Raw genomic sequence first — 13,660 nt, 5'->3', positions numbered from 1 at the left:
GGCCGCCCCCCTACCCCGGTATGATCTTTGCCGGCAGGCTGTCCGGCTGTTGCAGTGCCGCTCTATCTCTTTGTTTTGACGCAATTCCGGGCGGAAAACCGTTTCACACTTTTCCTGGAATTGCTCTATATGCGGCGAGGCTCGATCGGGGTTACTACGTCGCTCCCGGGTTTCACCCGCGAACCGTTCCGGTCGCGGGCATTGCCGATCCCATGAGCTGGTTCAGGACACAAACGCATATGTCTCGCCTCGAGAGTTTCATCCGCAGGCTGACCGCACAGCGCGACATTCTCGATCAAGTCTGCGTGGAGGTGGCCAAGATCGAAGGCCCCGTGATCGAACTCGGCCTCGGCAATGGCCGGACGTTCCATCATCTGCGCGAGCGCCTGCCCGGACGCCGGATCGTGGCGTTCGACCGCGCATTGGCCGCGCACTCCAGCTCGATTCCCGAACCTGAAAACCTCGTGCTCGGCGAGATACGCGAGACGGCGAGCCGGTTCATTGGCATCGATGCCGCTCTTGTCCATGCCGACATCGGCACCGGCTATGAAGACCGCGACGCTGTGACCTCCACCTGGCTTCCCGATCTGACCGCGCGCCTGCTTCGCGTCGGCGGCATTGCGGTCAGCGGCACACCGCTCGATCACCCGCAGCTGCAACGCCTCCCGCTGCCGCCTTCAGTGCCCGCCGATCGTTATTTTGTCTGCAGGCGCGTGTGAGGGCCGACCCAAGTCTTCAGGGGATCGTATAGACTGCTATCTCTCGCTCGATGCCGCGCAGCGAGACCTCGTGCGGAACGGGCGTCAGCGCGTTCCTGTGCAACAGATCGGCGGTGAGATTGTCCTCGACCACCGCACGCGTGGCGAAGATCGCCTGTGCGGTGGCAAGGTTCTGGACCCGCGAAGCAATGTTGACCGTCTGGCCGAAATAATCCTGTCGCTCGTTCATGGACACGGCGATGCAGGGGCCGGCATGGACCCCGATCTTGAGCAGCAGATCCTCGCGCCCGCTCTTGTCGTTGAGCGCACGCATGGCTTCGCGCATCCTGAGGGCCGCAGCAATCGCTCGATCAGGCGTCGCGAAGGTCGCCATCACCGCATCACCGATCGTCTTCACCACCGCGCCTGCCTCCGCAGCGACGATCTCGTGCAGAACCTGGAAATGCGCGCGCACGAGATCGAAGGCCAAAAGGTCGCCCACCCGCTCGTAAAGCGCGGTCGATCCGCGCAGGTCGGTGAACAGGAAGGTCAGGCTGGTGATCTTCAGGCGCTGGTTGATGTCGAGCGTATCCGTGCGATAGAGGTCGCGGAACGTCTGGTTGGTGAGCAGGCGCTTGGCGGTGACGAAGGGTCGGCGTTTGCCCGGGAAATCATGCAATGCCTTGCCGGCGATGAAAACGGTCGGCAGCACGCGGGTGTCGGTCCTGTTTTCCAGCGAAATGCGCAACGGGCCGGGTTGCATCTCCAGCGTCTGGCTCTGGACATGCTCGCGGTCGAAGACCAGAGAGAGGCTTCGGCGCTCCTTTGTCGGTTCGCCCTTCACATCGATGAACTGCGCTGAATGGGTGACCGGCTCGAAGACGATGACGAATTCGGACGGAAGCTGTATGGGCAGAACCGCCTTTTCGCCGGGCTCAAGCTCGATATCTTCCAGCGAGAACGCTTCCATCGTTTTGGCGAAATCCTCATCCTGCAGATCGACGCCAGACGCCCAGTAGATCTGGCGGAAATATTCAACCATCGGCAGTTCGTGCGGATTATGGGCGGCAATCCTGCGCATGCGGGGACTGACGGTGAATGTCACCTCGACCATCTCGTCGAGGGTCGGCGAATAACCTGAGGAGCACAGCGCGCAGGTGTATTCGTCCTTCTGCAGCGTTTTCAGCGTGGCGTTGGTGTCAAGCACGCCGCCGCAGCCGGGGCACAGAACATTCCAGGAAATGTCGAAGATGCCTACCCGCGCAGCATGGAGAAAGGCGCCTATGACGCGCTCCTCGTCGAGACCGTGCTTGCTAGCGAAGGCCAGCGCATTAATGCGGCAAAGTTCGTGGTCCTCGCCCTCCGCGATGGTTCGCTTGATCGCGTCGACTGCCAGTGGATCGACATCGGCCGATTGCCGCAGAAGCGAGAACAGATCCTGAGTTTCGTTCATCGTGCAGGCTCCGGAAAATGCGCCTCCGAGGCGTGTTGACCGGACCGCTCTCTGGTCCGAAGATTCCATTTTACTTCCAAACAGATCATACGGCCATTCGAATAGACGGGCCTGGTGACAGGTCAATCTCCATTCGGCAGATTTTCACCGGCCGCAAGCGGCACTATGATGGTCCATGGGCATTCATCTTTGGGGCTCTCTCCCATGCCGACATCCGACAACCCGCCATTTCCCGCGGCCCTGCGCCTTTTTTCCGTGGTGGTCATCATCGTCCTGATCGTGGGCGCCGGGCTGTTTTTCGCGCCTGTGCTGGTCAAGCCGCGCTGGCCCTGGGCCGTCACGCCGTTCAATGCCCGCTTCCTCGGCGGCTTCTACACCGCCGAAATGGTCGTGATGGCGGCACTGCTGTTCTGGAATCGCTGGTCGCCCGGCAGGCTGGTGCTCGTCATGGCCTTCATCTTCACCGTCATCGTGTCGGCGGCTTCGTTCATCAATCTCGGCTATTTCAACTTCGAGCGCAAAGCGCCCTGGCTCTGGTTTCTGGTTTATCTTGCGTCGGTCGCGGTATCCGGGCTGTTCCTATGGCGGGCCAGTGATCGTCCTTCCGCAAAAGGCGTGATCTTAAGCCCCGCATGGCGCGGCTACATGCCGGTGGAATCGGCGATCCTCGGGGTCTACGGCGTTGGCCTGTTGTTGTTTCCCCTGACATTCAACAACTTCTGGCCATGGCCGGTCGATGCCTTCCACGCTCAAGTCTACAGCGCCATCTTCCTCGCCGGGGCGGGCGGCATTTATCTTGTCTGGAGAAGCGCGCCGCGCGAGGAACTTTTGGTGCTCGGCCTGGCACAGTTTCTGGTTGGCCTGCTTGCCATCCTTGGCCTCGTCATCACCGACGCTGCGGTGCACCGGATCGCCTGGACGGCGGCAGGGACGTTATGCTGGCTCGCCCTTTTCGCCTGGATCGGCATCAGCGGCGTCCTCAAGCTCTACGCCGCCTCCCGATATTTTGGCGCGCAATCGGCATCATAGGGTGCAGAGACGGCTGGATTTTCAGGTGACGTCCGGTGCATCGTGACGGCCGATTGCCTTCGCCGGGAAACGCCATGACCAGCACGACCTCGCCATCCTCCAAAAAAATCCAGCCGCAGCTCCGATCCGTCCGGCCAAGCGATGCGGAGGCGCTTTGCGCCATCTTCAACATGCCGGGCTTCCGCTGGGGCACGTTCAGGATGCCTTTCGAGATGGTGGAGCAGGTGGAGCGGCGCATCGCCAAGTCCGGCCAGGAGACCACCTGGATCGTTGCGGAGCTGGACGGCAAGGTTGTCGGCCACGGCCGCCTGGAGGTGCAGGGTTCGCCGCGCCGCTCGCATATCGGCGAGATCAATATCGGCATTGACGATGCCTTTGTCGGCAAAGGCATCGGTTCTGCCATACTTGGCGCGCTGCTTGACGTGGCCGACAACTGGCGGGCCCTGAAGCGGGTCGAATTGACCGTCTATGCCGACAACGAACCGGCCATCCGTCTCTACACAAGTCACGGCTTCGAGGTCGAAGGCCGGCATGTGAAGGCCGGTTTTACCGACGGGCAGTATCGCGACCTCCTGAGCATGGCCCGGCTGCGGTTCTAGGATCCGCTGAGGGCCGGCCGCGCCCCGCAAGTCTGGCCTCCCTTGGCGTTTGCACCGCAAGCGGCTAGACGAGACCGATGACCGCCGTCCTTGATCCAAGCCCTACGCCTCCGGCGGAAATTCTGGCCGTGCTGTCGCTGCTCTGCCCGGAAGTCGTTCGCGACATCGAGCAAAACTGGACTGCACCCGTTTCCGATTACGCCCGCCATCTGTGGCGGCCGGTGGCAAGGCCTGTATCGGGTCCGGCGATCGCTGCCCGTGCGATCCTGCGCGACGTCCTGCATCAGCGCCTTGGTGCGATCATGCAGCCCGAGGAGATCGGCAAGGCCCTCGAAGAGTTCGAGCACAGACCGGTGATTCAGTCCGGCCTGCACTGCCTGCTGCTGATGGACAGGATCACCTTCGATGCCCTCCTGCTCGCCTGGCTCGGCGCGGTCGAAAACGGGCTGTCGGCCTTCGTCGGCTTCATGGGAACCACGATGACCATGGAGACAGTCGGCCGGGAGGGGCCGGGATGGCTCGATCTCGGCGACGACAAGGTCAACCTGTTTGGCATGGGGCGCCACAAACTGTGCCGTAAAAGCGCCTGCGCGGCCGGTCCCGTCTCCCTCAATAAGGGCGCGCTCGAAGCGGTGGGTGACGAAACGGATGCCAGCCGCTGGCTGGGCACACTGCTGGCCAGCCGGGACAAGGTGTTTGGAACCGCCGCCGATGCGCTGACAGCCCTCAACGAGGATCTGGTCGCCAATTGGGATCGTTCCGGCATGGCCCTGCCGGTTTTCATCGATGACCGGCTCGCGGCGGCTGCCGCGGCGCGGCACCTGGAACATGACGGCAGCCTTCTTTGCAAGCTGCTCATTGAACCCGCAAGACGCCAGCGTCTCGACCATGCCCTGCAAGAGGCCGCGTCGGGTCCATTTGGCAGATTCCTGCCCAATGCCACGGACTATTTCTGGGGCATCCGCGAGGAACGCGTGCGCAGGCTCGTCCTCGAGAACGGGCACCTGATCGAGCCTGACAGGCCGCTTGGTCTTTCCATCCCGTTCGAGCGGCCGCATCTCAAGCAGGCGTTGGCGGACGGCGTGCTGCTGCCGAACTTGTTCCTGATGTTCCTCGTCCTTGCCATATTGCCGCGGGTGCGGGTTGTCGGCGGCCTGAGGCAGATTGGCTATGTCGCGCTTTTCCACTCAATCCTGCTGGCTGCGCTGGACGAAAACGCGCCGGAAGAGCGCGATCTGGCTGCGGAGCTGCAGGTTCGGGAAAATGCCTGGGGCACGCGGGTCATCGATGAGAAGATCTCCGTCCGCGAGCAGCTTGCCGCCCTGCCGGAAGGGGCGCTCTTCCCGGACCTGCATGGGCGATACAGATTGCGGACATTGGCCGAGACGACCGACGACCTGAAATTGGTTCGCGAAAACGCCCGATGGCGCAAGATCGGCCGGGCAGAGATCAAGGCGACCTGAGCCTCACGGCGACTATCGGTCAGCCTCCAGCGACTGATCCAGCCGCTTCATTCGAGCACGGCCTCGACAATGGCAACAAAGTCGTCGAGCGAGCGATCCCCGCGAATCTCGATGCGCGGAAGGTCGATGAGATCGCAATCGAGGCCAGCCGGACCGTGTCTGCCGCCGAAGCCGGTCCGGTAGCCGCACTCCTTGGCAAGTCGGCCAAGCCGTCGGTCGGTGACGGAGAAAGGCGCCGCGAACGCCGTGGTCGGCCGACCGGTCCAGCGTTCGATGAACATACGAGAGCGCAAGAGCTCGGCGGCCAAGTCAGAGCTCGACAGACCATCGATTGCGCGATGCGTCGCCATATGGCTTCCGAAGAACGCGCCTTCGCCGGCGAGGCGTCGCACCGTCCCGGCGTCCATAAGCGGGGTCGGCGGACCGCTGACCGCATCCCATCGTGCGCTTTCACCCACCAGGTCGGTCACCAGGAACACTTCCGCGGTCAGGTCGTTCGCGCGCAAGATCGGCCAGGCATGGTCGGCAAAATTCTGGAAGCCGTCATCGAAGGTAATGAGCACCGGGCGGCCAGCGAAGGGCTGGCGGTTGGCGATGAACCATTCCAGCTGCTCGGAATTGATCGCGTGAAAGCCATTGGCGCGCAGCCATGCCATCTGGCTGCCGAATGCGGCGGGCGCGCACCGATAACGGGCGAGCGCGGCGGGACCGTCATCGGCGACGCTGTGATACATGAGGACAGGGATACGCTGCCGCCGCTCGCCGCGTGCGACGTCGCGGCGCAGGGCCCGCGCCCCTCCCCAGACGATCTTTCGCGCGACCGAGATTTCGACGGGCGCGCGGATTGGCACATGATCAATCATCGGCTCCGTCGCCACATCGTCTGGCGACAGGCGGCGGAAGCGGTCTATGCGATAGAGCTCGGTCTCGATCGATCGCTCGAGGACGAGGCCTTCGGTCGCTGCCAGCGTCTCTGAGATCGCTTGCGCGCCAAATGTGTTCCAGTCGAAGCCCGTCCTTTCGACATTGTCACCGAGCACGAATGCGTGTGCGCTGATGATACTGCCGCCAGGCGCCAACGCCTCAACGAGTTTCTTGGCGACGCGCTGCAACTCGGCGAGATCATCCAGGTAGTAGAGCACTTCCGAGCAGACGATCAGATCCATCTCACCCGGCAGCGTGTCCGCAGAGAGATCCAGTACGCTGAACTCGACATTCGGCTGATCGCCGGATCGCTCGCGCGCCCGCCCGATGGCTACGGCGGAGATGTCGGTCGCGGTCAAATGGCCCACGCGCGGCGCCAGTTGCCGCGTGAAGTGGCCCTCCGCGCACGCCAGTTCAAGCGCCCGCCCGATAGGACCGGCAGGAAGAATTTCGAGCTGCCGCTCGTATTTTTCCTGCTCATAGGGCGAACCGTATTTCCAGGGATCCTCGGTCGCGAAATGGTGATTCCAAAACGATGTGCGATCATCGTCGCGGTCGCCAGCGGCCGGTTTGCGGCGCGGCGCGGCAAGAGGCTCTGCCGGTTCGGCGCTCGAGCGAACCAGCCTCTGCGCCTCCGCTGCCAATCGCGCAAGCTCGCCGAAATGGCTGTTCGGATCAGACCGGTGTCCTGCCATGGACAATGATGCCTCGGCTGCAAACATGTTTGATGTGTCGGCACCGGCGCCCAGTGCAAGCCGCTCAGGAGGCACGACATCCAGGATCAATTCGATCCAATGACGCCTTGTCACTGTGCCCAGCGCGGCGAACTGCACGCGAGCCTCGATCTGGCCATCCATCATCAGATAGGCATAGATTTGATCGATCCCTTCAGGCAGTTCGGCCGAGGTCGGATTTCTGGCGTCGACGCGAATTCCGAGTGTCCGCGCCAGTCTGCGCGGCGCGGCAAGGTCGTCGCAGTCGAGAAGCATTTGCTCAAGGTGATACTGGGCGCGGCGACCCGCTACGGGGTCCCCCCAGACATTGCCGAGTTCGATGATCAATTCGGCGAGGGAGCCGCCGAACCTGTCCCACCTGGCGGCCAGTTGCGCCGGCACCGACAGGCTTCCCGCCATAAGGCCATCGAAGACCACCTTGGCGATCTCTCGCGCCCACTTACGCCCCACCGGGAGCGCACGCAGGGACTGCGGGTTGATCGAGCGCGAGCCGCGGCCGCAATCCGACGCGGCGTTCCACAACGCGAACCACGCGAGCGCTTCTGAAGCGGTGCACCCGTTCGCGTCGATCGCCCCGTTGGCGTGAACCGATGCCGGGTGTTTGACCCTGGGATCAGGAGAAAAGCCGCGGGCGATCACGATTTCCGCATCTGCGAGCATCTGCGTCGAATTGCGCGAGAGCGAGTTGGGGCCGACCCGATAGAAAGCGAGCGCCTCGTCGACCATCACCCAACGTCTGCCTAGACGCGCGAGGCGCTGCCACAGATCCCAGTCCTCGCAGGTGCGCAGCGACGCATCGAAACCGCCCAACCCGACAATTGTCTCCCGGTCGACCAGCAGCGCGTGAGTGCGGATGGCGCACCGGCGGGCGAAAGTCTCGAAGGGCTGGATCGCAACCTCGGTTGCGATGCTCGACGGGGTAAGTTCGCCATCGGGCATCACGCACCGAGAACCGCAATAGGCGGCCACTGCATCGGGAGCGGTCTTCAGCGCGGCCAGCATTTTCGCAAGGAAGCTGGCATCCACCCAATCGTCGGCGTCCAGAAACATGAGCCAGTGGCCGCGCGCTGCGGCAATCCCGCTGTTGCGCGCGCCGGCGGCGCTGTGCGCGCAGGACCTCAACGTCCGAAATCGGGCATCGCGATCGACATAGTCGGTGATGATCGCAGGGGTGCGGTCCGTGGAGGCGTCGTCGACGATGATCGCCTCCCAATCGCCTAACTCCTGATCGAGAAGGCAATCGAGCGCGCGCGCCAGCGTTGCCTCCGCGTTGCGCGCAGGAACCACGATTGAAACCAACGGATTATGCGCCACGCCGTCTTACCCGTGCCTGCTTCGTCCGGCTTTGAATATCGGTACCACAGCGCCTGCGGCAGCATTGTCCTCTATCATCGAGCTTTCGTTTTCTTCGGCAAGAGTCGGCGAATGTCAAAACGGATGACGGCATCGGATGGCAGCGATGCTTTTGTCAAGATCGGGGCGAATTGGGGGCAGGCAAAGAGAACTTGAAGACAGGCTGAACGGCCAGCGCTCATGCCCGACGGCTGAGATCCGAGGTCGTTGCGCCGAGGCTCACGATTTGCGCTCGAGACCCCTTTTGTGCTGCCGCTTGCCCGTTGACGGCTATCGGTTCATCCTTGTGCGCAACCTGGTCGTGAAGTGCGTAGCGACATCACGCCGTCACGCCCGCTAGCGAGGTCTGTTCCATGGACTGTTCGGGCTGTGGTTTCGAGGTTGAGGCCGGTTACGCCTTCTGTCCGAGGTGTGGCAGGCGCCAGCCAGTGCCATGCGCCAGTTGCGGCTACCTCTGCGCACCCGATTTCGAGTTCTGTCCGAAATGCGGGGCAAGCGTCGGTGCGCCCGCAAAGGCCGCCGCACGGCCTGCTCCGACACCGAGCCGGACCATCGTGCCGCCTCCCCGAACCGCGACGCCGCTTTCGAACATCGAAAGCGAAGAAGGGCCGCAACCCGTCTCTGACGCCGATCGCCGGACGGTCACGGTGCTGTTTGCCGACCTTTGCGGCTTCACGACGCTCAGCGAGCAGCTCGACCCAGAGGTGATGCAAGCGCTGCAGAACGACCTGTTCAAGGAATTGACGGCGGCGGTGCGAAGCTTCGGTGGCTTCGTCGACAAATTCATCGGCGATGCACTGCTCGCCTTGTTCGGTGCGCCGGTCGCCCATGAGGACGATCCGGAACGCGCGCTTCGCGCCGCTCTCGACATGATCGCCCGGACGGCGCGGCTCGGCGAGCGCACCCCTCACTCCGGTTCGCCTCTGCTGCTCCACATCGGCATAAACACGGGTCCGGTCGTTACCGGAGGATTGGGCATCGGCACCGCCAAATCCTATTCGGTGACCGGCGACACAGTGAACACGGCGCAACGCCTGCAATCGCTGGCCGCACCGGGTGAGGTGCTGGTGGGCGAGCTCACCCACAGGCTAACCCGGCATGCCTTCTCCTATGAGTCGCTGGGTGATGTCGCGCTTCGCGGCAAGGCCGGCAGCGTGCTCGTCCATCGATTGGATGCACCGCTTGCGGCGCCGCGCGCAGCGCGTGGGCTCGAGGCGCTCGGCCTCAGTGCGCCGATCATAGGTCGTGGTGCGGAGCTCAATAGGATGCTGGCGAGCCTTGACCAGGCGTGCGCCGGCTCGGCCCAACTTGTCCGCCTCGTCGGAGAAGCCGGTATCGGGAAATCGCGGCTGGTGAAGGAATTCGTCGCGCGCGTCGGCGACGAGGATCGTTTTCGCAACGTCGCCGTGCGGCAGGCCACCTGCTCACCGCTGGGCGAACAATCATATGGCACCTTGGGCGCGGTGGTGCGCAGCGCTGCCGGAATGATGCAAAGCGACAGCGGGGACGAAATGCGGGAGAAGCTCGCGGGCTTGCTTACCGATCTCGGCCTGCAGGGCGAGGAAGCGACGCGGCTGATGCCTTTGCTCTACCATGTGCTTGGCCTTGGCGACCCCGATGCCACCTTGCAGCATGTCGAGCCCGAGCAGCTGCGGCGGCAAATTCTCTACGCGGTCCGCACGATCGTCGAACGGCGGCTTGCGTTGTCGCCGCTGTTGATTGTCGTCGAAGACCTGCACTGGGCCGACGCCGTGTCGCTCGAGGCGCTGCGTTTCGTGATGGACAGGCTGGAACGCACGCGGTTGATGTTGCTGGTCACGCATCGTCCGGCGCCGGACAACGATCAGCTCGACTCAAGCCGCGTCAGTCACACGGCGCTCAGGCTTTCGCCGCTCAACAGTGCTGACGGGCGCAGCCTGCTGGCGGCGCTTTTCGGCGACAGCTGGGTAAGCTCCGCCGGAAGGCTTGTCGACCAGATCCTCGAGCGCGCGGGCGGCAACCCGCTTTTTGTAGAGGAGATCGTTCGCGGCCTTATCGACCGTGGTGTGCTGATGCGCGAGGGCCAGCGATGGCGGACTGCGGCAGGCGAAATCGCAACTGGCATTCCCGCCACTATCCAGGCAATGTTGCTTGCTCGCGTCGACCGGCTGCCCCAGGAGGTGCGCCGGTTGGCCCAGGAAGCCGCTGTAATCGGCCCGCGCTTCGATGCCACACTTCTGAAAACCGTGACAGCCGACCCCCGCCACCTAGAAGCCGGCTGCGAACTGCTTTGCGATGCCGAAATCATCGAGGAAGTTGCCGGATCAGGCTCGGTCTCGTCGCAAAGCTTCCGCTTTACGCAAACGTTGCTGCAAGACGTGATCTACCAGAACCTGCTCCTGCAACGCCGAACCGACATCCACGGGCGGGTCGGTGCCGCCTTGGAGCAACTGTACGGCGACAAGCCGGAACGGCTCGAGGATTTGACCGTGCTCGGTCATCATTTCGCGCAGAGCGCCGAGCGGGAAAAGGGCGCGCATTACCTGCAGGCGGCGGGCGATCGCGCGCGCATGATATATGCCAACGACGACGCCCTTCGTTTCTACGAGCGAGCTCTGACCGCGCTGGACGCGATCGGGCAAACACCGCTCAAACTGGCAATTGCGGAGCGCATTGCCGATTTGAGCGGCCCGGCAGGCCGCCGCGACATCGCGCACCACCACTACGAGACGGTGCTGCAGGCATACCGCGCGTCGGCCGATCGTGTCGCTTCGGCAAGAGTCTTGCGCAAGATCGGTCGGCTGCTCTGGGATGTCGGCAAGCGGGGCAACGCAGAAGCCCGCTATGCTGAAGCGGCAGCGCTCCTCGATGGAGCGGATGCCCCAATCGAGCAGGCGCATCTCTGGCAAGAACGTGGCCGGCAGGCGTTCCGCAGCGGAGATCACGCGCTCGCGGCAAAATGGGCAGACGCGGCGCTGGATTGCGTACGCGCCCTGACAACGGAGCATGCCTCCGAGGCAGGGCGAGATGCCACTCTTGTGACCGCCGAGGCACTCAATACCAAGGCTGTTGCGTTGGCTCGCCTTGGGCGAAACCGTGAGGCCGTCAGCCAGGTTGAGCGTAGCATTGAATTGGCCGAAGCCGCCGGCCTGCTGGGCGCGGCCTGCCGCGGCTACACCAATCTCGGCGTGCTTTACACGACCATCGATCCGGCAAAGGCGATGGAGGTCTGCCGGCGCGGTCTTGAAGTGGCACGCCATATTGGCGATTTGGGTTTCCAGGCGCGCCTGCTCGTCAATCTGGCGGTCGCCTGTTGCACCTTCACGGATCGCTGCCCGACGGAGGGCGTGCCTGCCGCCGAGAAGGCCATCGAGATCGACCGGGCGCTCGACCAGCGCGAGCACCTGCCGGTGCCGTTGATCGTGCTTGGGCAGATCCACCAGTGCAATGGCCGTCCGGAACTGGCGGTTGGCTTGTTCCAGGAAGCACTGGATGTAGCCCGCGAAACGGGCGAACCCCAACTGCTGTTTCCGTGCTATGATGGTCTTGCAACGCTCAATCTCGACCTCGACAATCTGGCCGAGGCCGAACGCTACTTTTCCCTGGCGCAGGGTATATGCGCCCAGCACGGGCTCGACCCGGAAGCGCTCGTGGTGCTGCCCTTTCTCGACTAGCCGGGGTGGGAGGTTGGAAATGTCCGCGCGTAGTGACTTGGTGCCGCTTCAACCGGGCGATCGTGCACCAAACGTGGTACTCGACGCCATTACCCAGGAAGGCAAGATCGCGCTTGACGATTTTCGCGGACAAAAACCGGTACTGGTCGGCCTGTTCCGAGGTCTGCATTGCGCATTTTGCCGACGCCATATCGCCGCCCAGGCGCGGCTTGCTCCGGAGCTGCGCGAAAAGGGCGTGGGGAGCCTGACGGTGGTCAACACGCCGATCGAGCGGGCGCGTCTCTATTTCCGCTACCACCCGATGCCGAATTTGCTTGCCGCCTCCGACCCTGAACGCGCTTCGCATCGCGCTTTCGGACTGCCCAATCTCGAATTCACCGAAAACGAGACGAACTGGCCGTACAAGGTCTCGATGGCAGCGGTGATGGATATGCGGGTCGACATGCCGAGCGAGTTGCCCGGCCCCATGAATCCAATTGCGGCTGGCGAAATTCTCGATAAGAGCGACCACTACGAAGTGACTGAAGCCGACCAGCAGATGATGGCGACGGGACACGGACAACTGATCGGTCAGTTCCTGCTGGATCGGCAGGGGATCGTCCGCTGGAGCTTCACGGAGGTTCCAGAGGGAGGGCGGTATATGTTTAAGGCGCCAAGCCCGCAGGAGCTGATGTCAGCCGTGTCCCAAGTCGCCCAATAAGAAGACCTGCGGACAAGGTGAGCATGACGCTGAACAAAAAGCGGCAATGCTTTCTGTCGCCTATGGACCAGCGATGTCCTCCCTGAATGGCTCCTGCATCGTGGGGTCGCTGCGACAGCAGCCTTTCCAAGCGTCAGAATGCCGTCCGCGGCAGCGGGGGGAGCCGCTCCACCCATCTGATTTTGGTGATGGACCAAACCGCAGGAATGACTGAAAATTGTGCCAATTGAAGGACTTCGCTTGAACGGACAAGTTCGTACACGCTATTCTCCATGTGGGGCGCTGCGGTCGAATCTGCCACACCGCCGCAAATCTGAAGTCAGCGCCGCCTGACAAACAGCATTGGCCTCGTGATGGAAGCAGTCCCAACCCGTAAGCACCCCTCCGCGCGCACCAGGACGAATGATCCGGAGCGCACGAAGGCGGAGTTGCTGGCGGTGGCGACGGAGGAATTCGCCGAGTTCGGCTTCAGCGGCGCGCGCGTCGACGCAATAGCTGAACGCACGCGCACGTCAAAGCGGATGATCTACTACTATTTCGGTGGCAAGGAGGGCTTGTATCTGGCGGTGCTGGAGAAGGCCTATGCCGATGTCCGCGCCATTGAGGCCGGCCTCAATCTGGATGCCTTCGACCCCGAAGAGGCGCTCCGTCATCTGATCGAGCACACCTTCGAGTATGATGACACTCATGTCGAGTTTGTGCGTCTGGTGGCGATCGAAAACATTCATTACGCCAAACACCTCGCCGAAACGGCATCGCTCAAACAGATCAACCTGCGCGCCATCGAGGTGATCGACCGAATTCTCGTGCGCGGCCAAGCGACCGGCACCTTCCGTGATGACCTTGAGGCGGTCGACGTACATATGGCAATCAGCGCGCTGTGTTTCTTCCGGGTTGCCAACCGCTACACATTCGGCGAGATCTTCGGAATCGACCTTGCCGAGCCGGAACGGCGCGCACGGCACAAGAAGATGATCGCGGACGCCGTGATCGCCCTGCTCCGCAAGCCATAGGCCTGCATTGCAACAGGCTCGGTTGGGCTCGAAAACGGGCG

General features: G+C 63.0%; 9 protein-coding genes. 7 read left to right on the top strand and 2 right to left on the bottom strand.

The annotated features are described in order from the left end of the window. Positions 1-239: 239 nt before the first annotated feature. Positions 240-719 carry a class I SAM-dependent methyltransferase gene (locus EN853_RS07620; protein WP_127858926.1) on the top strand — a complete coding sequence of 160 codons (480 nt, stop codon included), beginning with the start codon at positions 240-242 and terminating at the stop codon, positions 717-719. Between the two features lie 16 nt (positions 720-735). Here the strand turns inward: EN853_RS07620 and EN853_RS07615 are convergent, their stop codons facing one another. Then, positions 736-2,151 carry an adenylate/guanylate cyclase domain-containing protein gene (locus tag EN853_RS07615; RefSeq protein WP_127858925.1) on the bottom strand — a complete coding sequence of 472 codons (1,416 nt, stop codon included), beginning with the start codon at positions 2,149-2,151 and terminating at the stop codon, positions 736-738. Positions 2,152-2,355: 204 nt separating this feature from the next. Between EN853_RS07615 and EN853_RS07610 the strand changes: the two genes are divergently transcribed. From EN853_RS07610 to EN853_RS07600, 3 genes are all read left to right on the top strand, one after another. Then, on the top strand, positions 2,356-3,180 hold the full coding sequence (locus EN853_RS07610) for a hypothetical protein (RefSeq protein ID WP_127858924.1): 825 nt from the start codon (positions 2,356-2,358) through the stop codon (positions 3,178-3,180). 74 nt (positions 3,181-3,254) lie between these two features. Then, on the top strand, positions 3,255-3,779 hold the full coding sequence (locus EN853_RS07605) for a GNAT family N-acetyltransferase (protein WP_127858923.1): 525 nt from the start codon (positions 3,255-3,257) through the stop codon (positions 3,777-3,779). 77 nt (positions 3,780-3,856) lie between these two features. Next, positions 3,857-5,242, top strand: coding sequence for a hypothetical protein (locus EN853_RS07600; protein WP_127858922.1), 1,386 nt, complete (start codon positions 3,857-3,859; stop codon positions 5,240-5,242). A gap of 47 nt (positions 5,243-5,289) precedes the next feature. Here EN853_RS07600 and EN853_RS07595 read toward each other — a convergent pair whose 3' ends face one another. Then, positions 5,290-8,214 carry a trifunctional glycosyltransferase/class I SAM-dependent methyltransferase/polysaccharide deacetylase gene (locus EN853_RS07595; protein WP_127858921.1) on the bottom strand — a complete coding sequence of 975 codons (2,925 nt, stop codon included), beginning with the start codon at positions 8,212-8,214 and terminating at the stop codon, positions 5,290-5,292. A 392-nt stretch (positions 8,215-8,606) separates the two neighbouring features. On the opposite strand from EN853_RS07595, the gene EN853_RS07590 reads away from it, so the two are divergent. The 3 genes from EN853_RS07590 (at position 8,607) to EN853_RS07580 (ending at position 13,619) form a co-directional block, all read left to right on the top strand. Further along, positions 8,607-11,906: an adenylate/guanylate cyclase domain-containing protein gene (locus tag EN853_RS07590; protein WP_127858920.1), complete on the top strand. Its 3,300-nt coding sequence runs from the start codon at positions 8,607-8,609 to the stop codon at positions 11,904-11,906. 19 nt (positions 11,907-11,925) lie between these two features. Further along, complete coding sequence (locus tag EN853_RS07585) at positions 11,926-12,606, top strand: peroxiredoxin-like family protein (RefSeq protein WP_127858919.1); 681 nt, start codon at positions 11,926-11,928, stop codon at positions 12,604-12,606. A 353-nt stretch (positions 12,607-12,959) separates the two neighbouring features. Then, positions 12,960-13,619: a TetR family transcriptional regulator gene (locus tag EN853_RS07580; RefSeq protein WP_127859069.1), complete on the top strand. Its 660-nt coding sequence runs from the start codon at positions 12,960-12,962 to the stop codon at positions 13,617-13,619. The last annotated feature ends 41 nt before the right edge of the window (positions 13,620-13,660 follow it).

The sequence above is a fragment of the Mesorhizobium sp. M1C.F.Ca.ET.210.01.1.1 genome, assembly GCF_004791585.1.
Taxonomy (GTDB): domain Bacteria; phylum Pseudomonadota; class Alphaproteobacteria; order Rhizobiales; family Rhizobiaceae; genus Mesorhizobium.
This window is presented reverse-complemented; position numbering and strand designations above follow the sequence as displayed.

Excerpts from the sequence above, each read along its gene's own strand:
- EN853_RS07620 (WP_127858926.1), top strand. The coding sequence starts at position 240 with ATGTCTCGCCTCGAGAGTTTCATCCGCAGGCTGACCGCACAGCGCGAC.
- EN853_RS07585 (WP_127858919.1), top strand. The coding sequence starts at position 11,926 with ATGTCCGCGCGTAGTGACTTGGTGCCGCTTCAACCGGGCGATCGTGCA.
- EN853_RS07590 (WP_127858920.1), top strand. The coding sequence starts at position 8,607 with ATGGACTGTTCGGGCTGTGGTTTCGAGGTTGAGGCCGGTTACGCCTTC.
- EN853_RS07610 (WP_127858924.1), top strand. The coding sequence starts at position 2,356 with ATGCCGACATCCGACAACCCGCCATTTCCCGCGGCCCTGCGCCTTTTT.
- EN853_RS07615 (WP_127858925.1), bottom strand. The coding sequence starts at position 2,151 with ATGAACGAAACTCAGGATCTGTTCTCGCTTCTGCGGCAATCGGCCGAT.
- EN853_RS07580 (WP_127859069.1), top strand. The coding sequence starts at position 12,960 with ATGGAAGCAGTCCCAACCCGTAAGCACCCCTCCGCGCGCACCAGGACG.
- EN853_RS07600 (WP_127858922.1), top strand. The coding sequence starts at position 3,857 with ATGACCGCCGTCCTTGATCCAAGCCCTACGCCTCCGGCGGAAATTCTG.
- EN853_RS07605 (WP_127858923.1), top strand. The coding sequence starts at position 3,255 with ATGACCAGCACGACCTCGCCATCCTCCAAAAAAATCCAGCCGCAGCTC.